Origin of the sequence: Arthrobacter parietis (assembly GCF_039530425.1) — a bacterium.
GTDB classification, from domain to species: domain Bacteria; phylum Actinomycetota; class Actinomycetes; order Actinomycetales; family Micrococcaceae; genus Arthrobacter_D; species Arthrobacter_D parietis.
Genome location: NZ_BAAAON010000001.1, coordinates 1,125,567 through 1,150,303 on the forward strand (window position 1 = coordinate 1,125,567; position 24,737 = coordinate 1,150,303).

Consider the following 24,737-nt stretch of genomic DNA (forward strand, 5'->3'; position numbering starts at 1 on the left):
GAGTCCTTCTAGTAGGCGAGCACCGTGTCGAGTGAGTGCAGGATGCGGTCGAGGTCCGGCAGGTAGTGTTCCTCGGTTCGGGCAGTGGGGTACGGCAGGTGGAACCCGCCGACCCGGGTGACCGGCGCCTCAAGTGACAGGAACGCGCGCTCGGTGATGCGGGCTGCGATTTCGCCGCCGATGCCGCCGAAAGTGGGAGCTTCATGCGCAATCACCAGGCGGCCGGTCTTGAGTACCGACTCCGTGACGGTGTCGAAGTCGATCGGTGAAATGGACCGCAGATCGATGACCTCGACGCTTGTGCCGTCTTCAGCGGCCGCGTTCGCTGCGGCGAGAGCCACCGGTACCAGCGGCCCGTACGCCACAATGGTGGCATCGGTGCCTTCGCGGAGCACCTCTGCCTGGAACGGGCTGGCGGGCACCGCCGATACGTCCACTTCCCCCTTCAGCCAGTAGCGGCGTTTCGGCTCAAAAACGATCACCGGATCCGCGCAGGCCACCGCCTGCTGAATCATCCAGTACGCGTCATGCGGATTGGACGGGGTGATGATCCGCAGGCCTGCGGTGTGGGCGAAGAGCGCTTCGGGCGACTCTGAATGGTGCTCCACGCTCCCGATCCCGCCGCCGTAGGGAATACGAATGACAACCGGCGCGGTCAACAGTCCGTCGCTGCGGGCGTGAATCTTTGCCAGCTGAGTGGTGATCTGGTTGAACCCAGGAAACACGAACCCGTCAAACTGGATTTCGCAGATGGGGAGGTACCCCCGCAGGGCAAGACCGATGGCAGTGCCGATGATCCCGGACTCGGCCAGCGGGGTGTCCACCACGCGTTCCGCCCCGAACTGTGCCTTGAGCCCCTCCGTGACCCGGTAGACACCTCCGAGATCCCCGATGTCCTCGCCCATGAGGAGGGCACTAGGGTGCGCGCCGAGCGCGGCCCTGAGGCCCTCGTTGATTGCCTTGGCTATGGTCATCACTGCCATTAGCGGGCACCTCCCTCGACGTCGAAGCCCGCTTCATAGTCTCTCCAGGCTTTCAGCTCCTCCTGGATGAGTGGATGGGCCTCCGCGTACGTTGTGGCGAAGCGGTGCTCAAGCCCGGGCGCGCTCATGGACAGGACGGCGGTGCGCAGGTCCTTGGCGAGCCCCACCGCCTCCTCCTCCAGTTGCTGAAAGAAATCGTCACCGGTGCCGGCTGCGCGCAGGTGACGTTCTACACGGGTGAGTGGATCTCGGGCGACCCACTGCTCCTCCTCGGTGGCGAGGCGGTACTTCGTGGGGTCATCGGCAGTGGTGTGTGCACTCATCCGGTAGGTGAAGGCTTCGATGAGCACAGGTCCCCCGCCGTTTCGCGCGCGATCCAACGCCCAGCGTGTGACGGCCTGCACGGCGAGGACGTCGTTGCCATCAACACGGATCCCGGGGAAACCGTACCCCTGAGCGCGGTGCGCCAGGGGAACCCGGGACTGGACTTCCGTGGGTACCGAAATGGCCCAGTGGTTGTTCTGGCAGAAGAAGACCGCGGGCGCGTTGAAGGACGCGGCGAAGACCATCGATTCATGGACGTCGCCCTCGGAACTGGCGCCGTCTCCGAAGTAGGCCACCGTCGCGGCTTTTGGCAACGATGGCTCCGCGAACTGATCCCGCTGCATGCCCATGGCGTAACCGACGGCGTGCAGGCACTGGGCCGCGAGTACCAGTGTGTACAGATGGAAGTTGGTGTCCTTGGGGTTCCATCCACCGTTGGTGACGCCCCGGAACAGCTTGAGCAGGTCCGCGTGGGCGACTCCGCGCGCCACCGCGACGCCATGCTCGCGGTACGTGGGAAACGCGTAGTCCTGGACCTGCATGGCGCGTGCGGAGCCGATCTGCGCTGCCTCCTGGCCGCGCATCGGCACCCACAGCGCAAGCTCTCCCTGACGCTGAAGTGCGGTAGCTTCCTGATCGAAGCGCCTGATCAGGTACATGTCCCGATACAGCGCGGCCAGCTCATCCTCCGCGGGGAGATAGCCCCTGAAGGCCGAGCTCTTGAGCTCCCCTTCAGGAGAGAGCATCTGCACCATGCCGGACGGGTCCCGAGGGAACTCCGGCAGGTGCCGGGCGTCGAGCTGCTCCTCTGCATCAAACTCGGCCGCAGGCAGGCGGGATGTGGCCATACTGTGGATCCTCGCAGGTAATATTCCGTGGGCGTTATATCTATTCGACCGTTCATGCACTGCAGTGCATGCGCAATCCTACAAGAGTAACGACGACGGCGCCCACGTCCTATTTGTGAAGTGCTAGGAAACTCCCGGACCCTTTGTGTACGTTGCACAAAGCTCGAGGAACCGTGAGTTTGCCTCGGGTTCGCCGATACTCACCCTGATGCCTTCTACGCCGAAGGGCCGGACGGAGAGAGCCTGCTGTTCCGCCAATGCTGCGAATTCCGGCGTGTTTTCTCCGAGCGCGAGCCAGATGAAGTTACCCTCGGCCTCCGGCACCTCCCAGCCGAGCTGCTTCAGCCCGTCGACCACGCGGTTGCGTTCGTCAACGATCGTCTGAACCCGTTCCCGAACCTCGTCAATGTGCTGCAGGGAGGTGACTGCCGCATGCTCGGCAATCTGGGACACCGCGAAAGGGGTTGCACTGACACGAAGGTGCTCGGTGAGTGCCGGCCGGGAGATGGAGTACCCGACCCGCAGCCCGGCGAGGCCATGAGCCTTGGAGAAAGTGCGAAGGACAATGACGTTGGGGTAATCGCGGTATAGCTGAAGGCCCTCGACGGCCTCTTCTTTCCGAACAAACTCCACGTACGCTTCATCCAGCACCACAACGATGTTTCTCGGCACCTTGGCGAGGAAACCGCGCACTTCCTGCTCTGCCAACGCCGGGCCGGTCGGGTTGTTCGGTGTGCATAGGAGGATCACCCGGGTGCGGTCGGTGATTGCTGATGCCATCGCGTCGAGGTCATGGGTCGAATCCGGAAGCAGTGGGACCTGCACGCTCATGGCTCCGGCCAGTCCGACGCAGATCGGGTATGCCTCGAAAGACCGCCAGGGGTAGATGACCTCGTCGGGTGCGTCGTAATCGTTCTGACCTGCGAATGCGGCGAGGATCTGATTCAGCGCTCCGAGGCTTCCGGCGCCGGTGACGATGTCCTCGGGAGGCACTCCCAGAAAAGCCGCGAGTTCGGTGCGCAGTGTTGTAGTCATGGGATCCGGGTAGCGGTTGACTGCCGTCTGACTGCCAATCGCCTGCAGTACTGCCGGGAGCGGTGGAAGCGGATTCTCGTTTGAAGAAAGCTTGAAGCTTTGTAGGCCCTCGATCACTACCGGGGGTTTCCCGGCGGCGTAACGGGGTAGGCGGCCAAGTACGCTGCGCGGGTGGATGCGGGTGACCTCTTCCGCAGCAGCATCGGTGTGGTGTTCGGGTGCACTCATGTGCATAAGCGTACTGGGAACGGCATGCCCGGCGAGTTCCGGCAGGGAGTGGAAATTCCCGCTCCATCCAGGGAAACGATGCCCGGGTGTGACAGCATTGGGGCATGCTCAAGTTCATCGTGCGGGTTCTCATCAATGCTCTCGCTCTGTGGGTGGCGGCGTGGTTGCTGCCCGGTATCGAGGTGGGTTCAGAAGCCGCCACTGAAGTAGCCACCAACGACACCGTCGGGAGCGTACTCTCCTATCTCTTCGTGGGCCTGATCTTCGGCGTTGTGAATGCACTGGTGCGGCCGGTGGTGTCTCTGCTCTCGCTGCCCCTGACAATCCTCACCCTCGGGCTCTTCACGATCGTCATCAATGCGGGCATGCTCATGCTGACGTCGTGGCTGACCTCTTTCACTCCGATCGATTTTGTTGTAGACGACTTCTTCTGGACCGCGATCCTGGGAGCGATCATCATCAGCCTTGTCTCACTTGTTGCGGTTTCGATCACCGGAACCAGGCGTTAGCACCGGGCCCAGCTTCCGTTCGCTGCGTGGTGCGTTGGGCGGCGCCGGCTGCGGGCCCAGCAACGAAGGACGGGTGATCTGGAAAACGTGACGCTTGGCCGAGGCTCCCGTAACAGCCGCGCCGAGCGCCGCAGTAACCGGTGCAATTGAAGGGTGCGTGCTCAGGTCCACGGCTTGTGCGCCTTCTCGGTAACTGTCGATCTTGTGCGCCGGGCCTAAACCAAATTCTTCTCCTTCCGCCAGTTTGGCGTGGTGGTCGAGGACCACGGAAACCTGGTTGGGCTGGTCTTCACGCGGAAGGAGGTCTACATGGGGCACGATGTCCCAGGTATGGGCAAGATGGAGGAATGTGGTCTCATCGGGGGTTTCCTCCAGTTCCACCGGCGATCCCGCCGTCACAACGTGAGCGATGGAGTACTTCTCAGACACAGGGCCGCTGTTGGCGAGGTTCATCGCATGCATGCCGCCCTGGCTGTAGCCAACGAGAACCACTGTGGCGCCCTCTTCGGCATCTACGCCTTCCAAAGCGCGAGCCACAGCATCGCCGACGTACGCACTGTTCATTCCTCGCGCCTCTGCCACGCCATGGAAACTGAAAGGTTCTTCCCAACTACTCCCTTCCGAGCCTGGAATCACCACAACATAGGTAGATTCTGATTCGCCCGCCACTTCAAGGATCTCGAAGGCGCTTCCTGGCTCTGCGCTGGCGTGGGAGACCTGCGCCAACAAGTTGTCGACGGTTCCATCCAGGCGTGCGGTCTCCGATCGTGTGTGCTCGACGGTCAACGGAGCAGCCACCAGTGGGAGCGAACCAAAAGGATCTCCAGCAGTTCGCGTGTCACCGATGAGCCCACGAACCACGACATCAGCCGCCTCATACGCAAAGCGGCTCAACCGGATCTTGTCCGCGGTGCTCCGGAGCTCAGAACTGCTGTCAAGGAGCCTTCGGCGCGCCAGGTTGATCGCTTCTGCGGCCGCTGCGCCAGTTGAGAACGACGCGGCGGTAGCAACTGCGTTGCCTGCTGCCATCAACTGGAGCGTCGACAATCGGGCGTCCACAGCGGCAACGGTCTCGGCCACACTGCTTAGTTCTTGCCCAGCGTCTGCAACAATCTGCGCTCCCCTGTCCAGCTCATCCCATTGGAAGCGGATGCCTCCGACGCCGCCAATAACCCTTGCGACGCCGTCGACGTCCGGTGACGTGTGCACGGGTGTCAGGTCATGCTCGGTGCTCATATTTGCGAGCCGTTTGTTGTTTCGCCCATACGCAGTGCAACCCCATACCCCTCCATTGATACAGCGGCCTCACGCAAGAGAACTGGTGCGCTGCGAAGGCCGGTTTCCCTCTCGATCAGATATGCGCGGAAATTGCGTCCTGCCGGAGATTCCCAGCCGATACTCCGAGCGACACCGAGCCGCTCGCGCACGGCGTCGACAACATCGGCCTGTAGACGCAGTTGTCTGGCGAAGTCGCGTGCTGCCTCGCTAGGCTCCTGCTCGCAAATTAAGCCCGACGACATACTGAGATACATGCTCCGCACTCTCCTCACCTCGCTGTTGTATCTGCCCATGACGCTAGGCGCCGACGAAGGTCCGGAGCTCGGCAGGCGGGGCGTATGTTGATATCCCGCAGGAATCCTGTGCCTGTGGAGGAGTTGTCACGCATGGGAGGTATACCGCCGGTCATGGAATGATTGGTCACATGCCGCACACTCCTTCCTCCCGGGTCAACCTTGCGTCCGTATCGATTCACCAGGGTGACAGCCAGGTGCCGATCGCCCTTGGGCCCCTCGACGGGAGATACCGTCCAGCAGTTGCTCCGCTGGTCGATTACCTGTCTGAAGCTGCACTCAACCGGGATCGCGTTCACGTTGAAGTGGAGTGGCTCATCCACCTCACCGGCAAGAGTGTCCTGCCTGGAACGGCTCCGCTCACAGACGTGCAGGAAGCAGCGCTCCGGGAGATTGTCAGCACGTTCGACGGCAGCGCCGTCAGCGAGCTTGGCGAAATTGAGCGGGTCACCGTGCATGACGTCAAGGCCGTTGAATACTTCATTGGAAGCCGGCTTGAAGGCATCGGCATCAGCCGTCTGAAACCCCTCGTCCACTTCGGCTGCACCTCAGAGGACATCAACAACCTGTCCTACGCTCTCGGAGTGAAGGGCGCAGTGGAGAATGTCTGGCTTCCTGCGGCGGAGGCGCTCGTGAACCAGGTCAAGGCAATGGCCAAAGAATCCCGGGCCGTCCCCATGTTGTCGCGGACCCATGGACAGCCCGCCACGCCCACCACGCTGGGCAAGGAGCTCGCCGTCGTTGCGCACCGCCTGTCCCGGCAGCTCGAACGCGTCCGCCGTACGGAGTACCTGGGGAAGATCAACGGGGCAACCGGCACCTTTGCCGCCCACGTCGCCTCCGTGCCGGGCGCCGAATGGCAGAGCATCGCCAGGGAATTTGTGGAAGGGCTGGGCCTGACGTGGAACCCGCTGACCACGCAGATTGAATCCCACGACTGGCAGGCCGAACTGTACGCCGACGTTGCCCGCTTCAACCGCATCCTGCATAACTTCTGCACGGACGTATGGAGCTACATCTCGATCGGTTACTTCGCGCAGGTGCCGGTAGCGGGAGCAACCGGTTCCTCGACCATGCCGCACAAGGTCAATCCCATCCGATTCGAGAACGCAGAGGCCAACCTTGAGATCTCCTGCTCGCTCCTGGATGTCCTGGCCTCCACCCTGGTGACCTCACGGTGGCAGCGCGATCTGACCGACTCCTCCTCCCAGCGCAACATCGGTGTGGCTTTCGGGCATTCACTGCTGGCCATCTCCAACGTCTCCAAGGGGCTCGATCGCCTGGATGTCGCGGAGTCCGTGCTGGCTGCTGACCTGGACACCAACTGGGAGGTCCTTGGGGAAGCCGTCCAGATGGTGATGCGTGCCGAGGCGATCGCTGGAACTCCGGGCATGGAAGACCCCTACGAGCGGCTGAAGGACCTCACCCGTGGACACCGCGTTGACGCAGCTCGAATGCGTGAATTCGTTCTCGAACTGGGGCTCTCAGCGGAGGCCGAGGAACGGCTGCTCGCTCTCACTCCAGCAACCTACACGGGCATTGCGGAACATCTTGTGGACCACCTCCGCTAACCGGTCGTGCTGCCAAGCGCCGTCGTCGTTTTTTCATGGCTGTCCCAGCGCCGCAGGGTGGGGAGAATGAGCTGGCCGTGATCGCCGGGCAGCAAGTCCAATGCCTCAGCCACCTGCCCCGGCGTCATGCCGCGGGCGAGCGTGATGTGCGGTACCCAGCGGTCAGGGACGCAGTTCCCGGTGACACCCGGCACGCCGTCGAGAGCTTGGTGCACGGTTTGATGAAAGTCAAGAAGTGCTCTACTGACGACGCCGAGGCGCGCCAGCACCTGGCCCCGGCCGGTCCTGAACAGCACCAGACCCGCCGTGTGGATGGGAAGCGGCAGCGCCTCGGCGAGCGCCGCAAGAGTGCTGTCATACTCAGCCGGAATCCGTGGCGCAGCCAGCAGGGTGATATGAGCGCGGTTCGAAGCCGCGGTATGCCGTGCCTGGGAAGGTAAGCCGGCCCGCTTGAGGATGTCCCAATCTGAGCGCAGAAGCTCCTCCCCGGTTGCTTCGAGGAGGAGTTCCACACTGTCCATCGTCAGCGCGGATTCTGCCGGTAGTCTCCGATGCCGAAGGAGCCGTCTTCCTCGACCGTGCCTGATCTTGGATCGTATTGCGGCCGCTGGTACGCCATCTCGCCGCCGCTGCGGCCGCCGAATGGACGCCCGTGGTCGGCATATTCCTCGCGGAAGTATGCGAGGCACCAGTCACCGAGCTGGACACGTGCGCCGGTCCTCAGGATGGACGGTCCGTCCGACCGCACACTTCCCCGAACGGGTCCATGCGGTATGAGCACGTACTCGTCGTCGACGTTGTGCTCTACTGTGGCATGCACGGGAAGCAGGCCGTCGAGCACCAGGTCGGCGTCCGGCGAGCTTCCTATCACCAGCTTCTCCCCAACCAGATTCACTTCACGAGGGACCTGCCCGTTCCAGGTCTCGGAATCCTGCACGAAGATGAGGCGCGGACGCCCGCTGCCCCTCGTGTGGTGGGTGGTGGTCACCTGGCGACGGATGCGGCGGTTCACCGTGGGAACGAGGGGAAACGGGGTCGACGGCGGCAGTAGCGGCACGCTGGATTTGCGGCTGCCGCCCCGGATCAGAGGAGCCAGTGCCGTGATTGAGCCCGCACGGATGTGCGCTGACCGCGTCATCAGGCGCTGGGCCATGGACGTTTCCACCTTGCCGATGCTTACCAGGGTTCCGGCAGGACCGGCGATGGTCACGGTGAGGCCCTTGGTGGCCAGGTTCGCTGCGAGCTCGCGGACACTCTCCAGAGAGGGCATACCCCCGAAGCCTGCTACCGCTGGATCCTCGCAGTAGATGGTCACCTCGGACCCGGCCGCGCTGACGGTGCCGCTTGTGGCGCGGGTGGATCCGCCGTCGTCGTTCTCCGAGAATGAGAAGGCGAGATCGATGTCGAGGCGTACCCGCTGTGACACGGGTCAGCTCCGGTGGGTGTCGGAGCCCGCGGCGTCGTTGTCGCTGGTGGTGACCCGTACGGTTCCGTTCAGCTTCCAGGTTGCGCGGGGTGCGTCCGGGCCGATGTCCCGCGGCACTTCGACGGTCATGTCGATGAAGCTGTAATTGACGGCAGCGCCCTTACCGGTGAGATAGGACCACATTTCCTCGGCGAGGTCTGCCCAGTCCCGGATGCTGCGGTTGTTATCAACAGAGGTGTTTTCAGACATGGCGAATTTTCCTTGCGTACTTTCGGTTCTGTCCGGCGCCCTCTACCCGCCTGACCTGACAAGTCCGAGCCTAACCCGCGCCGGCCCACAAGTGAACCCTTCATCCACAGACTGGCAGAAGCTGTCAGTGCGGACTGCCAGAATGGGGCCATGGCATTCGACCGGTACCCCGTCCGGCGCGTGGAGGAGGCCCGGGACAAGACCTTGGCACGCACTGTATGGCCAGCCACGCTGGCGCCGGTTGCGCAGTTTCTGCAGGAAGGGCTGGACCTCGAGCGGAGACCATGCACGGATTCTTCACCTACCTGGAGAAAAACCCCAGTAGCCGTGGGGATGCAGCGTTCCACGACATGTCCCATGGGGAATCCTTCCTGGAACTGGTCGTCGACCGTTTCCGCGGAGCCGGTCTATGGGTGCTGGATGAGCCGGAATCAGCGCTGTCCTTCTCCGGATGCCTGGCGCTGGTGGGGGTGCTCAAGCAGTTGCTCGCGGACGGCAAGTCCCAAGTGCTCCTGTCGACCCACTCGCCGCTTCTCGCCGCCCTGCCGGGGGCGCAGATTCTCGAGGTGGGCGAATGGGGGCTGCGGGAGCGGGAGTGGGAGGACCTGGCGCTCGTGGACAAGGCGCCTGACCGGTACCTGCGCCATGTCTAGCGCTGGGCACCCGTCCACACATAGAACTTCTCCGGCCTGCCCGCCGCACCGTACTTCGGCACAATGCGCGCGCTGCCCTTCGTCACGAGGTACTCAAGGTACCTCCGCGCGCTCACCCTTGCGAGACCGAGCTGGGCGGCAACCTCGGACGCAGAGAAGCCGACGCCGGAGGTCCGGAGCGCACCGACCACGGATTCAAGGGTGGGCTGGGACAACCCTTTCGGCAAGGATTCTGTCAGCATCGGAGGCGGCGTCGGCGGAGTCCTCGCCGGCGTCGCGGAGAGCAACCTGTCGATGCGGTCCTGATCCAGGGGACCGGCTGAAACGGAGCTGTGCTCCGCGATGCTCGCGCGGTGCTGAACGTAGTCGTCCAGCCGCTGCATCAGGACCTTCGAGTTGAATGGCTTGACGAGGTAATGAAGTACCCCGCCAGCCATTGCCGCACGCACCGTTTCCAGTTCCCGGGCCGCTGTGATGGCAATGATGTCCACCGGGTCACCGGGGATGGTGCGGGCGGCCCGCAGCACGTCGATTCCGGACATGTCCGGCAAATGAATATCGAGCAGCATCAGCTCCGGCTTCATTTCACGCACCTTCTCAAGCGCCTCGCCGCCGGAATTTGCCACGCCAACGACGTCGAAGCCTCCGTGCGCAAGCAGGAACCCTGAGTGCACACCGGCAATCTCCTGATCGTCGTCGACGACCAGCGTTCGAATCAGGCTCACGGAGCGAGCACCCCGGCGGCGTGAGGTTCCACTGAGCTCGGAAATTTCTGCTCCAGCGGAACAGGCGCCGGGCCGAGCGTCACCGCAATGTGAGCGCCGCCCAGCACCGACTCCGTGAGCGTCACGCTGCCCGCGCGGCGCTCTGCAACGCGTTGCACGAGCGCCAGCCCGAAGCCGCGGGAACCTGCGCCTGCGGCGTCCTTGGTTGAGAACCCCGTTGCAAACACCTGCGAGCGCAGGTGTTCGGGGATCCCGGGGCCGTCGTCGGACACCGCTATGGAACAGCCGCCGGCGTCAGAGGTGAGCCGGACGTGGATTGTCCCGTTGGAACCGACGGCGTCGACGGCGTTATCGATGAGGTTCCCCAACACCGTTACCGGATCCGTGGTGCCGTCCGCCTCGAAGGCCGAAGCCTCGTCCACGATCAAACTGATGCCCTTTTCGGCGCAGATGGTGGTCTTGGCCATGAGGAGACTTGCGGTGTCCGGATCGCTGACACCGGGCGAGAAGTCTCCGGACACCACCGACCCGCCATGACCTGAGCGGGAAATGAAATCCACCGCCTTGTCTGTCCGGCCAAGCTCGAGCAAACCCGAGATGACGTGCATCTTATTTGCGAACTCATGCGCCTGGCTGCGGAGGGCCTGCGTGACATCACGCGCACCATCCAGGTCCAGCAGCAGCTGGTGGAGTTCCGTGCGGTCGCGCAACACCAGCACGCTTCCCACGCGGCGACCGTCAACGACGGCGTCGCTTGAGCGGGCGAGGAGCACCCTTTCACCCACCAGAACGGTCTCATCGGCGTCCCCTGCCGAACCGAACATGCCGGCCAGGGCGGGTTCCAGGACGGCGTTTGCCGGCTGCCCCTTCACCTCATCTCCCAGCTCGAGCAACCGCTTGGCCTCGTCATTGAGCACGGCAAGCCGTCCGCGTTCATCAACCGCGACCACCCCTTCACCGATGCCGTGCAGCATGGCGTCACGGGTCTCGAGCAGCGCTGCGATTTCTTCCGGTTCGAGCCTGTAGATGCGACGCCAAACCAGCCGTGAGATCCAGATCGATCCAGCGGTTCCGGCAAGGGCAGCCACGATGAGCCAGGCGAGGAGCACAGGCAGGTCTTCCTGCAGATCCGCCGCGAGAGTCGACTCCAGGGTGCCCACGGAGGCCGTCCCGATCACGGTGCCGTCCTCCCCCCGAATGGGAACCTTCACGCGCCAGGACTCGCCGAGTGTTCCGGTCTGCGTGCCCACGAAAGTTTCACCGGACAGCGGGACGGATGGATCAGTGGACACCATCTGACCGATCATGTCCGGGTTCGGGTGTGAATACCGGATTCCGACGTCGTCAGTCACCACCACATACGTGACTCCAGTGGCCTGAGTGGTGAGTTCAGCAATCGGCTGGATGACCGCGCTGGGATCCTCGTCGTCGAACGCGTCCACGACGGACGGCAACTGGGCGATTGATTGCGCCACTCCGACCATGCGGCCCTGGTAGGCATCGCGAATCTGCTGTTCCTGCAGCCGGACGGCGACGGTGCCGGCAACCAGCACAATGATCAGCACAATCAGCAGCTGCAGGAAGAACAGCTGTGATCTAAGCGACATTGACCGGATCATCCTTCCATTCTCGCATGATCGGGTGTATGGATCCGGCGGAAAGCCAACGCTGGATCCGGAACTTTCTCATGACCATAAAGACCACTACGCACGTTGTGACCGTATGGTTCCCGCGCGGCTCTTCCCTTCCTACGCTGGACCGGAACGTGTGGTGAGGCGCATCACATGTCGGTATTGAACGTAGGAAGGTTCCACCCAATGAAGCACGAGAGCACAATGAAGCGCTTGTCGGCTGTAGGCGCCATCGGCGTCGCATCTGTCCTTGCCCTGTCCGCCTGCGGCAGCACGTCCGGCGGCACGGAAGCCGAGTCCGGAATCGACCGGCTCAACATCATCGTCCCCGCCGATCCGGGTGGCGGGTGGGATCAGACCGGCCGTGCCATGCAGAAGGATCTGCAGGATAACGACCTGGTGGGCAACGCTTCGGTAGTGAACGTCGGCGGCGCGGGCGGCACAAACGGGCTTGCGCAGCTGGCCACCGAGCAGGACCCCAACACACTCATGGTGATGGGCTACGTCATGGTCGGCGCCGTCGAAACCAATGCAGCCCAAACGCGTATCGAAGACACCACGCCCATTGCGCGGCTGACAGAAGAACCGCTGATCGTCGTCGTGCCGGCCGATTCACCGTTCCAGAGCATCGACGATCTCCTCTCCGCAGTCGAGAAGGACGGTCAGGGCGTTTCCATCACCGGCGGATCAGCCGGCGGCGCTGACCACATCCTCGCAGGCCAGATGCTGAAAGAGGCCGGAATCGCCCCCGATAGCCTCAACTACATTCCCTACTCCGGTGGCGGTGAGTCGCTCGCTGCGCTGCTCGGTAACAAGGTGTCTGCCGGCATCTCAGGCGTCGGCGAGTACGCCGAACAGGTGAAGGCCGGCAAGCTGCGTGCACTCGCAGTGTCAGGTGCAGAGCCCGCAGCTCTGTTGCCGGACGTTCCCACCCTGACGGATGAGGGCGTGGACCTGGTGCTGACCAACTGGCGCGGCGTTGTGGCCCCGGGAACCATCGACGAGGCCAAGGCAGCCGAGCTGACCGAACTGGTCACCGAAATGTCCGAAACCGAAGCCTGGCAGACCACGCTTGAAACCAACGCCTGGGACGACGCCTTCCTTGCCGGCGAGGAGTTCGACGCCTTCCTGACCGAAGACATCGCCGCCGTAAAGACCACGCTGACCGAGATCGGTCTGCTGTAACGGCGATGAGCTCTTCAATCAACGAGGCGCCGGGCGGGAGTGGCACCAAAGCCGCGACCGCCCGGCCCCTCGGCGAACTGATCTTCGCGGGAATGATCGTCGGCGTCGGCGTCGTCGGTTTCATTGCTGGCGCGCAGATTCCCATCCCGCCGTCCGCCGGCGTTGTTGGCCCCCGTGTCTTCCCGTTCATCGTCTCCGGCATCATGGTGGCCATCGGCATCGGGCTGGTCATCCAGCTCCTTCGCGGACACACCGGTGCTGCCGAGGAAGGCGAGGACATTGACCCCAACGTAAAGACCGACTGGCTCACCGTCGGCAAGCTCGTCGGGTTCCTCGCCATTCACATCGCACTCATTGTTCCGCTCGGCTGGCCGGTAGCGGCCGCCGTCCTCTTTTTCGGTGCCGCCTGGTCCCTCGGTGCCAAGCCGTGGTGGCGTAACGCGGTCATCGCCGTCGTTCTGGCGCTGATCCTCCAGTTCGTGTTCGCCGGCCTCCTCGGAGTCTCGCTGCCGGCCGGCTTCCTCCTGGAAGGAGTTGAAATCTTCAATGGATAATTTCATGGCATTGCTTGAGGGTTTCAGCGTTGCGATGCAGCCGATGTACCTGCTGTATGCGCTCGGCGGCGTGCTGGTAGGTACTTCAGTGGGCGTCCTGCCCGGAATCGGCCCCGCCATGACCGTGGCGCTCCTCATGCCGATCACCTACAGCCTCGATCCGACGGCTGCGATCATCGTGTTCGCCGGCATTTACTACGGCGGCATGTACGGCGGCTCCACAACCTCGATCCTCCTGAACACGCCCGGCGAATCAGCCTCCATTGTGACCGCACTTGAGGGCAACAAGATGGCCAAGGCGGGCAGGGGCGCCGCGGCACTGGCGACGGCGGCGATCGGCTCGTTCGTTGCCGGCACGGTCGCCACCGTGCTACTGAGCTTCGTTGCACCCTATGTCGCTGAATTCGCAGTGCAGATCGGGCCCACCGAGTACGTGGCGCTCATGATCGTTGCGTTCCTGACCGTCGGGGCACTGCTCGGTGCCTCCGTGCTGCGGGGGCTTGCGTCGCTGGCGCTGGGCCTGTTCATTGCCCTGATCGGCGTCGACGCGCTGACCGCCCAGCAGCGGTACACGTTCGGCAACCCGTTCCTGGCGGACGGTATCGACGTCGTTCTGGTGGCAGTGGCGCTCTTCGCGGTGGGTGAGGCGCTCTATGTCGCCTCCCGCCTCCGCCACGGTCCCGTCAAGGTGATTCCCGTGGCCGGGCGCTGGACCAACTGGATGCGCAAGGAGGACTGGAAGCGGTCCTGGAAACCCTGGCTTCGCGGAACGTTCATCGGCTTCCCGGTGGGAACCATTCCCGCCGGCGGTGCGGACGTCGCAACCTTCCTGTCCTACGCCTCCGAGCGGAAGCTCGCGAAGGGCGAGCGGAAGAAGCAGTTCGGCAAGGGCGCCATCGAGGGCGTCGCCGGTCCCGAGTCTGCCAACAACGCGGCCGCGGCCGGTGTCCTGGTTCCGCTGCTGACGCTTGGCATTCCGACGACGGCCACTGCAGCCATGATGCTCGTCGCGTTCCAGCGCTACAACATCCAGCCCGGACCCCTCCTGTTCGAGGTTGAGGGTGCACTGGTGTGGGCGCTGATTGCGAGCCTCTACGTGGGCAACTTGATGCTGCTGGTCCTGAACCTGCCGCTCGTGGGTATCTGGGTCAAGATCCTGCAGATCCCCCGGCCCTACCTCTACTCCGGAATCATGGTCTTCGCAGCCATGGGCGCGTTCTCCGTGAACTTCACTCCGGTGGACGTTTTTGTGCTACTGGTAATCGGCGTACTCGGGTTCTTCATGCGCCGCTACGGCTATCCGATTGCCCCGATGGTGGTGGGCCTGATCCTGGGCCCGATCTTCGAGGATCAGCTCCGGCGTTCGCTTGCCATCTCGCAGGGTGATCCAACCGCACTGGTCAGCACACCGATCGCCGCGACCATCTACGCGGTGCTCATTGTCATCTTTGCCCTCTCCTTCTGGTTGAAGAAACGTCAGAAGGCCATGGAGTCCGAGGTGGCCGATGAAACCCCTGTTGCCACCGTCGAGCTGAAAGAAGGCGGAAAATGAGTGCTGTTGTACTCGGTTACGTGCCGAATGCGCTGGGTGACGCCGCCGCGACAGCCGCGGTTGACGAGGCTCGCCAACGCGGCGCGACACTCGTGGTGGTCAACACCACCCGCGCGGACCGCCTGGTGGACCCGACCTACGCCGACGACGACGACATGTCCCGCCTGCAGGACACGCTGCGGACTTCCGGAGTGGACTTCACCGTCCATCACGGAACGTCGAAGGACACGGCCGCGGAGGACGTGCTGGAGGCGGCTGTTCGCCATGCCGCCGAACTCATCGTGATCGGGCTGCGTCACCGAACACCGGTGGGCAAGCTGATCATGGGTTCCACCGCGCAGTCGATCCTGTTGGGCGCTGGCTGCAACGTGCTTGCGGTGAAGGCCTGACTGCTGACAGGTGAATGGCCCCGGCGGAGATATCCGCCGGGGCCATTGCTTTTTCCGGCCTCAGACGCTGGCCCGCTCTGCCAGGATTTCGTCGATCTGGCCCATTGCCTCTTTGAGCCCCTCCTCCATGCCCATCTCGATCATCTGCTGCAATTGCTCGGCGCTCTCGAAGCTGGATGCCACCGTCATCCGTGTGCGGCCCGCTTCAACCTCCTCCAGGATGACGACGGCGTGGGTCTCCCCCATTTCGCCCGTGGGGGCACCGGACTCATCGGCAAAGCCGTCGTTGAACTCCAGCCGCCGGGGCGAGTCAATCGCGGTGAACTTCCACCAGCCGCGGCTCTTCTCCCCATCCGGGCCCGTCATGAAATAGCTTGACGAGCCGCCCTCGCGGAACTCGTGCTTGTCGAACGTGGCCGGCCACGTCGGCGGGCCCCACCAACGCTCGAGCTGGCGTGGATCCTCCCAGATCTGCCAGACGCGTTCGACGGCGGCGTCAAACTCCGCAACGATCGTGAGGCTGAGCGCCTCGAGGTCCTTTTCGGTACTGATGACAGCCATGATGACTACCTTTCCTGATATCGACTACTCATCCTCTGCGAGGATCTCGGTGATCCGGTCGACGCGCTGCCGCCAGATCAACTCGAACTCGTCAAGCAGCTGCCGCGCCTTCCGAACTGTTTCCCGGTTGGCACGCACCATCTGCTCCCTTCCGCGTTTCTCCTTGGTGACCAGCGACGCCTGTTCCAGCACCGCTACGTGCTTCTGCACCGCCGCGAAACTCATGGCGTAGTGCGCAGCCAGGGCTGAAACTGAGTACTCCTCGCTGATTGCTCGGAGCACAATGCTGCGTCTCGTGCTGTCCGCGAGTGCGTGGAACAACCGGTCCACTTCAGGTTCTGAAAGCTGATCTACAACCATTTGGTTGTAGATTATTCCTCTACCGTTGCTGGGTCAAGGGGTTTTGCGGCTGTTTTTAGAGGACCGTGTAACGCGTCTGCACAGCCCCGTCCTTGAGTGCTCTCACGTCGTCCAACTGCAGCCGCACATCGGCCGAGAGTGCGCCGAACAGTGGTTTCCCTTCGCCAATGAGAACAGGAACCCGCGTGAGGGTGAGAGTTCGGATCAAACCAGCGGCAAGGAAGGTGCGCACAGTTCTGCCGCCGTCCACATAGACGTTGCGGGCGCCGTCGTCATCCAGCATCGCAGTGGCCTCGCCGAGTGAGCGCACAATCCGGATACGGGGGTCATCCGTTTCGAGCGTGGTACTCAACACGAGCACCGGTGTATCGCCGTAGAACCACTCCCCCATCCCCTGCACCACGTCATAGGTGCTTCTGCCCATCACCAGGTGGTCGACCGAAGCCATGAATCCAGTGAAACCTGATACGTCCGGATTGTTGGCCTCCCCGGCTGATGCGTCGCCTGTCAACCAATCGAGGCTGTCGTCTGCCCTGGCGATCATCCCGTCGACGCTCATGCCAATGAACACATGCCCGGACCACTGCCGCTGAGTCATGGAAGCATCGTAGACCCGGCACGTGTTTCCAGGGCAGCGGTGGCCTCGAATTCAAGCGCCCTCAGCACAGCGGCTATGCCCCTCGCTGGATCTGTGCACCCTCCCGGACGATCAGGTCCACGATTGCGAGGACGTCCTTGAGGTCATCCCCGCTCTGCTGTTCGGAAGCCGCGCCGGCGAAGAACGCGGCGTCGTAATACAGTCCGTCTCCTAACAGCTTCACGGCGCGGGCAACGGCGCGGCTCCCGAGCTCGGATTCGAGGGCACCCAGCCACTGCTCCTGAATGAGCGCGAAGGTTTCCTGTGCTTTCGGGTGGCCCTGCTGAGCGAGGCGCGCCATGGCTACGAGCGCCCGGTCCAGGGGGCTGTTCTCATACATGGAGGTACGGACGTAATAGCGCGCCGGACCTTCCGGATCCGCCGCCATTGCCTCCCGGTCCCGGGCAACGAGACTCTCGAGGCGATCAGCAAGCCCGTCAACGAGGGCCTCCTTGGATGGGAAGTGATAGAGCAGCCCACCCTTGGACACGTCCGCTGCCGCGGCCACCGATTCCATGGTGGCACTGCGCTCCCCATCGCTGATGAGGATGCTTTCGTAGCTGTCAAGAATCCGTTCGCGGGCACTGGCCATGACCTTCATCATACTGACGCCGATTCGCTTTACTGTACCGGCTGGACGGTATAGCTTAAACCCATGACCCAGTTCTACACTTCTGTCCCGGCTGCCACCCGCTCGCTCGCTGTCCCTCCGCGTGCCGGTCGCCGTGAGTGGTGGGCGCTGGCGGCTCTGATGCTGCCGGTGCTGCTGGTGGCAGTGGACAATACGGTCCTGAGTTTCGCCATGCCGGAAATCTCGCTTGCGTTCAACACCAGCGGTACAACCCTGCTGTGGATCATCGACAGTTACCCGCTGGTCCTCGCCGGCTTACTGGTTGCAATGGGCAGTTTCGGCGACCGATTCGGACGGCGCCGGCTTTTGATGATCGGCGCCACCGGGTTTGCTGTCTTTTCCGTGGTTGCCGCCTTCGCACCCACGGCCGAGTTTCTGGTGGCAGCCCGCGTTGGTCTCGGTGTGTTCGGCGCCATGCTGATGCCGTCAACGCTCTCCCTCATCCGAAACATCTTCCTCGACCGGAACCAGCGCCGCCTCGCTGTCGCGGTCTGGGCAGCCGGTTTTTCGGCGGGTGCTGCCCTTGGTCCGCTGGTGGGCGGCGCACTCCTGGAGCATTTCTGGTGGGGCTCGGTGTTCCTGTTGGCTGTTCCCGTACTCCTGGTCCTTCTCGTTGTTACGCCCCTGCTGGTTCCGGAGTCAGCGGATCCCAACCCGGGCCGCGTCGACTACCTGAGCATCATGCTCTCCGTCAGCACCATGCTGCCCATCGTCTTCGCCATCAAGACCTTCGCGAAAGGCGGCTCGGCAGCCGTTGTTGCTGCCGCCGTCGTCGTTAGTCTTGCCGCGGGTACCGCGTTTGTCCGCCGCCAGTTGAGGCGGCAGAATCCCATGCTCGACGTGCGCCTCTTCACCGTGCGGCCATTCACCGGTGCGGTGCTGGTGAACCTGCTGGCAATCTTCTCGCTGGTCGGGTTTCTCTACTTCGTGTCTCAGCATCTGCAGCTGGTGCTCGGGCTCAGTCCGCTGGAGGCCGGCGCGGTCCTGGTGCCCGGCCTTGTCATGACGATTGTTGCGGGACTCGCCGTCGTGCCGCTGGTCCGGAAAGTTGCACCACATGTGGTGGTGCCGGCTGCCCTGCTGCTTTCGGCGGGAGCATATGCGTTTGTCGCGCTGCTGAGCCAGGGCGGATCGATCGGCGCCTTGCTTGCGGCCTTCGTGCTGCTCGGCGCGGGCGTGGGCGCATCCGAGACGGTGTCGAACGACCTGATCCTGTCCAGCGTGCCGGCAGCGAAAGCGGGCGCAGCGTCAGCCATCTCGGAGACTGCCTACGAGGTCGGCTCCGTCTTCGGCACCGCGCTCCTCGGCAGCATCCTGCTCGCTTCCTACCAGGAGCACCTGAGGCTTCCTGCCGGGCTGAGTCCTGAACAGGGGACGACGGCGACAGAAACGCTGGGCGGCGCCATCAACGTCGCGTCGGAACTGCCTTCGGAGAGCGGGGCGCTCCTGTTGGAGTCGGCGTTCCACGCGTTCGACAGCGGCGTTGTTCTTACGTCAGGAATCGGCGCGGTTCTCATGCTCGCCGCTTCCGGCCTGGCCTTCTGGAGCCTGCGCAAGCCGTCCGCCGCCTGAGCCTCATTAAGCAGGGCACGCCCCCTATCCCGAGGGATAAGGGGCGTGCCCTGCTCATTCAAGGTAAGGGTTATGCGGAGGGGTCCAGCGCTCCGCTGCAGGCCGCACCCGGCTCGCGGGTCTGCTCGCCCTGGATGTACTTGGTGAGGAAGGCAACGAGACGCTCATCGTCAGCCGAGTCAACGCCCAGCTGAAGGCCCCAGGCGCTCGCCATGATCGGTGATTCCTGGCCTTCGTAAGGGCTCAGGAGGACGTAGCTCCGCTCCCCCACGAGATCGGTGAGGGCATCGATCTCGGACTGCTTCAGATCCGGCTGGTAGGTGATCCATACAGCGCCATGCTCAAGGGAGTGGACGGTGTTCTCATTGGGGATCGGCTCCGTGTAGATACCGCAGTTGGTCCAGATGGCGTTGTGGTTCCCACCGACGGGAGGATCCTGCTCATACTCAACGGGTCCGGGGACGTGCTCGAAGGATGTCACCTCGATGGTTTCAAGACCCTCAATGGGCTGCTCGGCGAGCGCATCCAGGCGATCGTTCTCCCGCACCTGCTGCACAATTACGATGGTGACAGCGACGATGATGGCGACAATCACCAGTGCAATGCCGCCGAAGATCAGGCTGTTCCGCTTCCGTTCGCTGGCCCGCTGCTGTGACTGGAGCGCCTTCAACCGTGCCTGCCGGTCCACGTTCTCCTGAGCTCGTTTCTTATTCAACGCGCTGGTTTCCTTCTGTTTTTGTAAGGGTTCGGGTCTAAATGTACCGGGCGGGTGGCCTAGAGCTGCGCCAGGAGCTTTTCCATCTCCACGATCTCAATCTGCTGGCCCGCCGCCATCTTGCGGGCGAGCTCGCGGAGTTCCGGGTCCTCCGCCAAATCCACTCCCGCCTGGGCCATGTCCACACCGGCTATGTGGTGGTCAATCATGAGCTCGAGGTACAGCCGCTCAGCGTCCTCGCCGGTCGCCTCGGCGAGCGCCTGCATTTCTTCGGGCGTTGCCATGCCGGGCATCAGAGTGTCCGCGGCGGCGTCATCCCCGCCCTCGGCGCCTGTGCCGCCATCGGCATGTGCGGTGTGTCCGCTGCCTGCCATCCACGCCATCCGATCCGCGTCACTGCTTTGCGGCAGACCCCATTCCTCCAGCCAGGCGTACATCTGGCCGACCTGGTGCTGCTGGGTCATGGCGATGTCATACGCAATAGTGCGGATGACGACGTCGTCAGTCTGGTCACGCACGATGCGAGACATCTCCACGGCCTGGGAATGGTGGACCTGCATGTCACGCGCGAATCCAGCGTCCGCACTGTTGGTCCCCGGCGTCTCAGGATCTGCCGCCACCCTGCCCGCGGTGAAGGCGAGGGCAAATAGGGCGGCCACCGCGATGAGGCCGAGAAGGAGGAGGACGCGCTTCTGCCACGCCTCAAGGTTGAGGGTCATGAGGGGTTGCCTTTCGTGTCTTGTTATCTAACGTAGGGCACCGGGCGAATCGTTCCCAATCCATACCCCCTAGGGGTACTTGACGCATACCCCCGGCGGGTATATGTTGGAGTGACAACCGGGAGGAATCATGACGCAGACAACAACGGAACACGGTTACACCGCTGACAAGGAGGCCTACCTCCTCAGGCTTAAGCGCATTGAGGGGCAGGTCCGTGGAATTGCGCGGATGGTGGAGGAGGACAAGTACTGCATTGACGTCCTCACCCAGGTTTCCGCCGTGAACAAGGCACTGCATGCGGTCAGCATCGGGCTCCTTGAAGAGCACATTGCTCACTGCGTCGTCGGTGCCGCAAATGAGTCACAGGCGTCCGGAGACCCCCGGGCAGTTAACGAAAAAGTTCAGGAGGCAACAGCGGCCATCAGCCGGCTGTTGCGGTAATTCCTGCACATCACCGAAGGAGAACAATCATGAGCACCACAACAGTCAGCATCTCGGGAATGACCTGCGGCCACTGCGTTGACTCAGTCAGCGAGGAGATCTCCGCCATCGAGGGCGTCCAGAACGTCTCCGTTGAGCTGAACAAGGGTGGAATTTCCACCGCAACCGTCACCTCGGAGGGTGACATCGACTCAGAGCAGATCGGCGAAGCCGTGGCGGAAGCCGGCTACGTCGTCGTTTCCAACGACGCGTAGTAGAACTCCGGCGAAAAGCCGGCCTGGAAGGACCATCATGACCACCACACCGGACACTACAGAAACCGCGAGCGCAACCAGGGTAGTTGAGCTCGATATCCAGGGCATGACCTGCGCTTCATGCGTGGGTCGGGTGGAGCGCAAACTCGGCAAGCTCAGCGGCGTCGAGGCGAGCGTCAACTTGCCACTGGAATCCGCGATGGTGACGGTGCCTGCGCACATCTCGGATGAAGACATCGTCAACACGGTGAATGCCACCGGCTACACCGCGCAGCTGAAGAAGTCGCCGCACGGGCCCGGGCCATCGACGGAAGGCGAACCCGCGGCGGACGGGATGGACCATGATCACATGTCGCACGGAGGCACGGCGTCCCAGCTGCGTCCCCGCCTGATCACCGCTGCCATCCTGACCGTCCCGGTATTCCTCATCTCGATGATCCCGGCGCTCCAGTTCCCGCACTGGGGTTGGGTGGTGCTTGCCCTCAGCACGCCGGTAGTGACGTGGTCTGCGTGGTCCTTCCATAAGGCCGCGGCCATCAACGCGCGGCACTTCTCCTCCACAATGGACACGCTGGTGTCGATCGGCGTCACCGCCGCTTATCTGTTCTCACTGGGCCAGCTCCTCGCTGACCCGATGGTCACGGCGCATGTCGGTATGGATATGGGCGGGCACGCGCTCTATTTCGAGGTTGCCGCCGTCGTGGTCACCTTCCTCCTGCTCGGCAGGTATCTGGAAGCCAATGCCAAGCAGCGGGCCGGTGATGCACTGAAGTCCCTCCTCAATCTCGGGGCCAAGGATGCCACCGTGCTGCGCCAACAGGGCGGTGAGCGTGTGGAAGTGAAGGTGCCGGCGTCGTCGCTGGTGCATGGTGATGAGTTCGTTGTCCGGCCAGGTGAGAAGATCGCGACCGACGGCTTCGTGGTCGAGGGTCGCAGCGCCGTGGACACCTCGCTCATCACCGGAGAGTCAGTGCCCGTCGAGGTTGGCCCGGACAGCACCGTCACCGGCGCAACCATCAACACGTCCGGCCGGCTGATCATCCGGGCAACCCGCGTCGGCAGCGAGACCACCCTGGCGCAGATGGGCCGGCTGGTGAGCCAGGCGCAGAGCGGCAAGGCGCCGATCGCACGGCTCGCCGACCGCATCAGCGCAGTCTTTGTGCCCGTGGTCCTTGTGATCGCGGTGCTCACCTTCGCGGCGTGGCTCGTCTTCAGCGGTGATGTCGAAGCAGCGTTCACGGCCGCCGTCGCAGTGCTGGTCATTGCCTGCCCGTGCGCGTTGGGGCTCGCAACACCGACCGCGCTGCTCACCGGTACGGGCCGGGGCGCCCAGCTGGGCATCCTCATCCGGGGTCCCCAGGTCCTCGAGGACACCCGGACGGTCGACACCATCGTTCTGGACAAGACCGGCACCGTGACCAGCGGCCGGTTGTCCGTGACGGACGTCGTCGTGCTTGGTTCCCGCAGCCGGGAAGACGTGCTGTCGCTGGCTGCGGCTGTGGAGTCCGCCAGCGAACACCCCATTGCGCAGGCCATTGCGGCGGCTGCTCCGGGGCACCCGCCGGTGAGCGACTTCATCAGCTCCGCAGGCGGCGGTGTGCGTGGGACCGTTGACGGTTCTGTCGTGCTGGCCGGGCGTGCCGGTTGGCTGGAGGAGAACGACGTCGACATCACCGATGCGCACCGTTCGGCTCTTGCTGCGGAGCAGGAGGCCGGTTCCACCGCCATTTGGGTTGCCGTCAATGGTGAGGTTGCCGGGCTGATCAGTCTGCAGGACACCGTCAAGGAGTCCTCAGCCGCTGCCATTGAGCGGCTCAAGCAACTCGGGCTGCGGCCTATGCTCCTCACCGGTGACAATGCCGCCGTGGCACGGAAAATCGCCGCGGAAGTAGGCATCGCTCCCGAAGACGTCATGGCGGATGTGCTCCCCGAGGGCAAGGTAGAGGCCGTGAAGCGGCTTCAGGCGGATGGGGCAACCGTTGCCATGGCAGGTGACGGCGTGAATGATGCCGCTGCGTTGGCGCAGGCTGACCTTGGCATCGCGATGGGCTCGGGCACAGACGTGGCGATTGAAGCCGCTGACCTCACTGTGATGGGCAACAGCCTGGAACAGGTAGCCCAGGCCATCGAGCTGTCCCGGAAGACGCTCGGCACCATCAAGTCCAACCTGTTCTGGGCATTCTTCTACAACACGATCGGCATTCCGATTGCCGCGCTGGGCCTGCTGAACCCGATGGTCGCGGGCGCGGCCATGGCGGCCAGCTCGGTGCTGGTGGTCGCGAACTCACTGCGGTTGCGCCGGTTCGGGAAATAGCGCTTGGTGTGGGGCCAGCCGGACTTACTGTTCCGCTGGTCCCACTCCCTAGCTGCCCGGCGTTGTCGGTACAGGTTCTACGACGTTTGCCTGGTCGAGCGGGTCGCGGGAGCCAGCCGCCTGCCGGAGTTCGTCGATGCGGACCAGGATCACGCCGCCGACAATCAGCGCACCGCCGAGCAGCTGGATGACTGAGGGCAGCTCGCCGAGAATGAGCCACGATGCCAGGACGGCGAACATCACTTCAGTAAGACCGACGAAGGATGCCACCTTCGACCCAAGGCCCCGAGCGGCGAAGATTCCGGTGACATAGGCGAGCACCGTCGCAATCAGAACCAGCATCAGGACGGGAACCAGCCAGGACGTCTGCCAGCCTGCGAGGGTCACGTCTCGGAACTCGAACGCAAAAGGCATCACGCCGATCAGCCCGAGCACGAGGATCGTGAAAGCGCCGACCAGCATACCGCCGCCGGCCATTATCAGTGGCGGCAGGTCGTCGTCGGCTTTTGCCGACATTACAAAGAACACCGCGAGGCAGACCGCGGCTCCGAGTCCATACAGAACCCCGATGGGGTCCAACCGCTGATCGCCGGTCAGGTCAAGGACAAGAAGCAGTCCAAGCATGGCGGTGATGGATCCGCAGATGGTGAGCCTACTCGGCGCCCTGCGGGAGCGGAGCCATAACCATCCGACAATGAGCACGGGCGCGAGGTACTCGAGCAGCAGTGAAACGCCGACTGACATCCGCTGAACAGCACTGAAGTAGAAGAACTGACAGAGCGCAATGGCGGTTGCGCCGTAGATGATCAGCGTCAGTGCGTTGCGCCGCAGCGTGCCCCAGCGGCCTCGGAGCGCAACCACCACGGGGACAAGCAGCACCAGGGCTGCGCCACCGATACGGATTCCGACGGCGGCACCAGGGCTCCATCCGATCTCCAGCAGCGATTTGGCGAAGGGCCCTGACACGCCGAAGGAGGCGGCTGACAGCAGCGCAAACCACAGTCCGGTAGCTGTACCGCTTCTCATGGGTGTCCCTCATAACGTCATAACCAAAGTGTGCTTACGGTGATGACGTTACGCTGAGAATTGGTTATGAGTC

General features: G+C 63.4%; 28 protein-coding genes. 11 read left to right on the plus strand and 17 right to left on the minus strand.

Features of this window, described 5'->3' with window-relative positions:
- Positions 1-8 precede the first annotated feature (8 nt).
- From ABFX19_RS05265 to ABFX19_RS05275, 3 genes are all read right to left on the minus strand, one after another.
- Positions 9-983, minus strand: coding sequence for an alpha-ketoacid dehydrogenase subunit beta (locus ABFX19_RS05265; protein WP_346027741.1), 975 nt, complete (start codon positions 981-983; stop codon positions 9-11).
- Entirely contained in the window at positions 983-2,155 is a 1,173-nt protein-coding gene (pdhA, locus tag ABFX19_RS05270; protein ID WP_277358961.1) for a pyruvate dehydrogenase (acetyl-transferring) E1 component subunit alpha, read from the minus strand. Before pdhA ends, ABFX19_RS05265 begins: the two co-directional genes overlap by 1 nt.
- 123 nt (positions 2,156-2,278) lie before the next feature.
- Positions 2,279-3,418 (minus strand): histidinol-phosphate transaminase, encoded by a 1,140-nt coding sequence (locus ABFX19_RS05275; RefSeq protein WP_346027742.1) that lies wholly within the window; start codon positions 3,416-3,418, stop codon positions 2,279-2,281.
- 104 nt (positions 3,419-3,522) lie between these two features.
- On the opposite strand from ABFX19_RS05275, the gene ABFX19_RS05280 reads away from it, so the two are divergent.
- Positions 3,523-3,927 (plus strand): phage holin family protein, encoded by a 405-nt coding sequence (locus ABFX19_RS05280; protein WP_346027743.1) that lies wholly within the window; start codon positions 3,523-3,525, stop codon positions 3,925-3,927.
- Here the strand turns inward: ABFX19_RS05280 and ABFX19_RS05285 are convergent.
- Positions 3,889-5,163 (minus strand): alpha/beta hydrolase family protein, encoded by a 1,275-nt coding sequence (locus ABFX19_RS05285; protein WP_346027744.1) that lies wholly within the window; start codon positions 5,161-5,163, stop codon positions 3,889-3,891. The genes ABFX19_RS05280 and ABFX19_RS05285 overlap by 39 nt on opposite strands.
- A complete protein-coding gene (locus ABFX19_RS05290; protein WP_346027745.1) occupies positions 5,160-5,459 on the minus strand; it encodes a hypothetical protein in 300 nt (99 codons plus the stop codon). Before ABFX19_RS05290 ends, ABFX19_RS05285 begins: the two co-directional genes overlap by 4 nt.
- Positions 5,460-5,629: 170 nt before the next feature.
- On the opposite strand from ABFX19_RS05290, the gene purB reads away from it, so the two are divergent.
- Entirely contained in the window at positions 5,630-7,069 is a 1,440-nt protein-coding gene (gene purB, locus ABFX19_RS05295) for an adenylosuccinate lyase (protein ID WP_346027746.1), read from the plus strand.
- Here purB and ABFX19_RS05300 read toward each other — a convergent pair.
- From ABFX19_RS05300 to ABFX19_RS05310, 3 genes are read right to left on the minus strand one after another with little or no spacing between them, the layout of a single operon-like run.
- The gene (locus ABFX19_RS05300; protein ID WP_346027747.1) at positions 7,066-7,581 is read right to left on the minus strand and encodes a 2'-5' RNA ligase family protein; all 516 of its coding nucleotides are present in this window, start codon (positions 7,579-7,581) and stop codon (positions 7,066-7,068) included. The genes purB and ABFX19_RS05300 overlap by 4 nt on opposite strands.
- An 11-nt stretch (positions 7,582-7,592) precedes the next feature.
- On the minus strand, positions 7,593-8,495 hold the full coding sequence (locus tag ABFX19_RS05305) for an FHA domain-containing protein (RefSeq protein WP_277358968.1): 903 nt from the start codon (positions 8,493-8,495) through the stop codon (positions 7,593-7,595).
- Positions 8,496-8,498: 3 nt separating this feature from the next.
- Positions 8,499-8,744: a hypothetical protein gene (locus ABFX19_RS05310; protein WP_277358969.1), complete on the minus strand. Its 246-nt coding sequence runs from the start codon at positions 8,742-8,744 to the stop codon at positions 8,499-8,501.
- 284 nt (positions 8,745-9,028) lie between these two features.
- Between ABFX19_RS05310 and ABFX19_RS05315 the strand changes: the two genes are divergently transcribed.
- Positions 9,029-9,397 carry a hypothetical protein gene (locus ABFX19_RS05315; RefSeq protein ID WP_346027748.1) on the plus strand — a complete coding sequence of 123 codons (369 nt, stop codon included), beginning with the start codon at positions 9,029-9,031 and terminating at the stop codon, positions 9,395-9,397.
- On the opposite strand, the gene ABFX19_RS05320 is transcribed toward ABFX19_RS05315, so the two are convergent.
- The gene (locus ABFX19_RS05320; RefSeq protein WP_277358970.1) at positions 9,394-10,122 is read right to left on the minus strand and encodes a response regulator; all 729 of its coding nucleotides are present in this window, start codon (positions 10,120-10,122) and stop codon (positions 9,394-9,396) included. The genes ABFX19_RS05315 and ABFX19_RS05320 overlap by 4 nt on opposite strands.
- Positions 10,119-11,729, minus strand: coding sequence for an ATP-binding protein (locus tag ABFX19_RS05325; protein WP_346027749.1), 1,611 nt, complete (start codon positions 11,727-11,729; stop codon positions 10,119-10,121). Before ABFX19_RS05325 ends, ABFX19_RS05320 begins: the two co-directional genes overlap by 4 nt.
- A 210-nt stretch (positions 11,730-11,939) precedes the next feature.
- Here ABFX19_RS05325 and ABFX19_RS05330 point away from each other — a divergent pair, with 210 nt between their 5' ends.
- From ABFX19_RS05330 to ABFX19_RS05345, 4 genes are read left to right on the plus strand one after another with little or no spacing between them, the layout of a single operon-like run.
- A complete protein-coding gene (locus ABFX19_RS05330) occupies positions 11,940-12,938 on the plus strand; it encodes a Bug family tripartite tricarboxylate transporter substrate binding protein (RefSeq protein WP_277358972.1) in 999 nt (332 codons plus the stop codon).
- A gap of 5 nt (positions 12,939-12,943) precedes the next feature.
- Complete coding sequence (locus ABFX19_RS05335; RefSeq protein WP_346027750.1) at positions 12,944-13,492, plus strand: tripartite tricarboxylate transporter TctB family protein; 549 nt, start codon at positions 12,944-12,946, stop codon at positions 13,490-13,492.
- Positions 13,485-15,044: a tripartite tricarboxylate transporter permease gene (locus ABFX19_RS05340; RefSeq protein ID WP_346027751.1), complete on the plus strand. Its 1,560-nt coding sequence runs from the start codon at positions 13,485-13,487 to the stop codon at positions 15,042-15,044. Before ABFX19_RS05335 ends, ABFX19_RS05340 begins: the two co-directional genes overlap by 8 nt.
- Positions 15,041-15,433, plus strand: coding sequence for a universal stress protein (locus ABFX19_RS05345; protein ID WP_277358975.1), 393 nt, complete (start codon positions 15,041-15,043; stop codon positions 15,431-15,433). The genes ABFX19_RS05340 and ABFX19_RS05345 overlap by 4 nt, the downstream gene beginning before the upstream one ends.
- Before the next feature lie 60 nt (positions 15,434-15,493).
- On the opposite strand, the gene ABFX19_RS05350 is transcribed toward ABFX19_RS05345, so the two are convergent.
- From ABFX19_RS05350 to ABFX19_RS05365, 4 genes are all read right to left on the minus strand, one after another.
- On the minus strand, positions 15,494-15,994 hold the full coding sequence (locus ABFX19_RS05350) for an SRPBCC family protein (protein WP_277358976.1): 501 nt from the start codon (positions 15,992-15,994) through the stop codon (positions 15,494-15,496).
- Positions 15,995-16,018: 24 nt separating this feature from the next.
- Positions 16,019-16,354 (minus strand): ArsR/SmtB family transcription factor, encoded by a 336-nt coding sequence (locus ABFX19_RS05355; RefSeq protein WP_277358977.1) that lies wholly within the window; start codon positions 16,352-16,354, stop codon positions 16,019-16,021.
- A gap of 55 nt (positions 16,355-16,409) precedes the next feature.
- On the minus strand, positions 16,410-16,952 hold the full coding sequence (locus ABFX19_RS05360) for a dihydrofolate reductase family protein (RefSeq protein WP_346027752.1): 543 nt from the start codon (positions 16,950-16,952) through the stop codon (positions 16,410-16,412).
- A gap of 73 nt (positions 16,953-17,025) precedes the next feature.
- On the minus strand, positions 17,026-17,583 hold the full coding sequence (locus tag ABFX19_RS05365) for a TetR/AcrR family transcriptional regulator (RefSeq protein ID WP_277358979.1): 558 nt from the start codon (positions 17,581-17,583) through the stop codon (positions 17,026-17,028).
- A 63-nt stretch (positions 17,584-17,646) separates the two neighbouring features.
- On the opposite strand from ABFX19_RS05365, the gene ABFX19_RS05370 reads away from it, so the two are divergent.
- The gene (locus ABFX19_RS05370; protein ID WP_346027753.1) at positions 17,647-19,194 is read left to right on the plus strand and encodes an MFS transporter; all 1,548 of its coding nucleotides are present in this window, start codon (positions 17,647-17,649) and stop codon (positions 19,192-19,194) included.
- Positions 19,195-19,264: 70 nt separating this feature from the next.
- Here the strand turns inward: ABFX19_RS05370 and ABFX19_RS05375 are convergent, their stop codons facing one another.
- Positions 19,265-19,909, minus strand: a complete 645-nt coding sequence (locus tag ABFX19_RS05375; protein WP_346027754.1) for a thioredoxin-like domain-containing protein — start codon at positions 19,907-19,909, stop codon at positions 19,265-19,267.
- Positions 19,910-19,968: 59 nt separating this feature from the next.
- Positions 19,969-20,628 carry a DUF305 domain-containing protein gene (locus tag ABFX19_RS05380; protein WP_346027755.1) on the minus strand — a complete coding sequence of 220 codons (660 nt, stop codon included), beginning with the start codon at positions 20,626-20,628 and terminating at the stop codon, positions 19,969-19,971.
- 130 nt (positions 20,629-20,758) lie between these two features.
- On the opposite strand from ABFX19_RS05380, the gene ABFX19_RS05385 reads away from it, so the two are divergent.
- The 3 genes from ABFX19_RS05385 to ABFX19_RS05395 are packed head-to-tail and all read left to right on the plus strand — an operon-like array spanning position 20,759 to position 23,638.
- Positions 20,759-21,070 carry a metal-sensitive transcriptional regulator gene (locus tag ABFX19_RS05385; protein WP_056545419.1) on the plus strand — a complete coding sequence of 104 codons (312 nt, stop codon included), beginning with the start codon at positions 20,759-20,761 and terminating at the stop codon, positions 21,068-21,070.
- A 29-nt stretch (positions 21,071-21,099) separates the two neighbouring features.
- On the plus strand, positions 21,100-21,324 hold the full coding sequence (locus ABFX19_RS05390) for a heavy-metal-associated domain-containing protein (protein ID WP_056545421.1): 225 nt from the start codon (positions 21,100-21,102) through the stop codon (positions 21,322-21,324).
- A 37-nt stretch (positions 21,325-21,361) separates the two neighbouring features.
- Complete coding sequence (locus tag ABFX19_RS05395) at positions 21,362-23,638, plus strand: heavy metal translocating P-type ATPase (protein ID WP_346027756.1); 2,277 nt, start codon at positions 21,362-21,364, stop codon at positions 23,636-23,638.
- Positions 23,639-23,686: 48 nt separating this feature from the next.
- On the opposite strand, the gene ABFX19_RS05400 is transcribed toward ABFX19_RS05395, so the two are convergent.
- Positions 23,687-24,664, minus strand: a complete 978-nt coding sequence (locus ABFX19_RS05400) for an EamA family transporter (RefSeq protein WP_277358984.1) — start codon at positions 24,662-24,664, stop codon at positions 23,687-23,689.
- Between the last annotated feature and the right edge of the window lie 73 nt (positions 24,665-24,737).

Bases quoted from the DNA above. Each gene is read 5' to 3' on its own strand.
- ABFX19_RS05265 (WP_346027741.1), bottom strand. From the start codon at position 983: ATGGCAGTGATGACCATAGCCAAGGCAATCAACGAGGGCCTCAGGGCC.
- pdhA (WP_277358961.1), bottom strand. From the start codon at position 2,155: ATGGCCACATCCCGCCTGCCTGCGGCCGAGTTTGATGCAGAGGAGCAG.
- ABFX19_RS05275 (WP_346027742.1), bottom strand. From the start codon at position 3,418: ATGAGTGCACCCGAACACCACACCGATGCTGCTGCGGAAGAGGTCACC.
- ABFX19_RS05280 (WP_346027743.1), top strand. From the start codon at position 3,523: ATGCTCAAGTTCATCGTGCGGGTTCTCATCAATGCTCTCGCTCTGTGG.
- ABFX19_RS05285 (WP_346027744.1), bottom strand. From the start codon at position 5,163: ATGAGCACCGAGCATGACCTGACACCCGTGCACACGTCACCGGACGTC.
- ABFX19_RS05290 (WP_346027745.1), bottom strand. From the start codon at position 5,459: ATGTATCTCAGTATGTCGTCGGGCTTAATTTGCGAGCAGGAGCCTAGC.
- purB (WP_346027746.1), top strand. From the start codon at position 5,630: ATGCCGCACACTCCTTCCTCCCGGGTCAACCTTGCGTCCGTATCGATT.
- ABFX19_RS05310 (WP_277358969.1), bottom strand. From the start codon at position 8,744: ATGTCTGAAAACACCTCTGTTGATAACAACCGCAGCATCCGGGACTGG.
- ABFX19_RS05315 (WP_346027748.1), top strand. From the start codon at position 9,029: ATGCACGGATTCTTCACCTACCTGGAGAAAAACCCCAGTAGCCGTGGG.
- ABFX19_RS05325 (WP_346027749.1), bottom strand. From the start codon at position 11,729: ATGTCGCTTAGATCACAGCTGTTCTTCCTGCAGCTGCTGATTGTGCTG.
- ABFX19_RS05330 (WP_277358972.1), top strand. From the start codon at position 11,940: ATGAAGCACGAGAGCACAATGAAGCGCTTGTCGGCTGTAGGCGCCATC.
- ABFX19_RS05335 (WP_346027750.1), top strand. From the start codon at position 12,944: ATGAGCTCTTCAATCAACGAGGCGCCGGGCGGGAGTGGCACCAAAGCC.
- ABFX19_RS05340 (WP_346027751.1), top strand. From the start codon at position 13,485: ATGGATAATTTCATGGCATTGCTTGAGGGTTTCAGCGTTGCGATGCAG.
- ABFX19_RS05345 (WP_277358975.1), top strand. From the start codon at position 15,041: ATGAGTGCTGTTGTACTCGGTTACGTGCCGAATGCGCTGGGTGACGCC.
- ABFX19_RS05350 (WP_277358976.1), bottom strand. From the start codon at position 15,994: ATGGCTGTCATCAGTACCGAAAAGGACCTCGAGGCGCTCAGCCTCACG.
- ABFX19_RS05355 (WP_277358977.1), bottom strand. From the start codon at position 16,354: ATGGTTGTAGATCAGCTTTCAGAACCTGAAGTGGACCGGTTGTTCCAC.
- ABFX19_RS05360 (WP_346027752.1), bottom strand. From the start codon at position 16,952: ATGACTCAGCGGCAGTGGTCCGGGCATGTGTTCATTGGCATGAGCGTC.
- ABFX19_RS05365 (WP_277358979.1), bottom strand. From the start codon at position 17,583: ATGGCCAGTGCCCGCGAACGGATTCTTGACAGCTACGAAAGCATCCTC.
- ABFX19_RS05370 (WP_346027753.1), top strand. From the start codon at position 17,647: ATGACCCAGTTCTACACTTCTGTCCCGGCTGCCACCCGCTCGCTCGCT.
- ABFX19_RS05380 (WP_346027755.1), bottom strand. From the start codon at position 20,628: ATGACCCTCAACCTTGAGGCGTGGCAGAAGCGCGTCCTCCTCCTTCTC.
- ABFX19_RS05385 (WP_056545419.1), top strand. From the start codon at position 20,759: ATGACGCAGACAACAACGGAACACGGTTACACCGCTGACAAGGAGGCC.
- ABFX19_RS05390 (WP_056545421.1), top strand. From the start codon at position 21,100: ATGAGCACCACAACAGTCAGCATCTCGGGAATGACCTGCGGCCACTGC.
- ABFX19_RS05395 (WP_346027756.1), top strand. From the start codon at position 21,362: ATGACCACCACACCGGACACTACAGAAACCGCGAGCGCAACCAGGGTA.
- ABFX19_RS05400 (WP_277358984.1), bottom strand. From the start codon at position 24,664: ATGAGAAGCGGTACAGCTACCGGACTGTGGTTTGCGCTGCTGTCAGCC.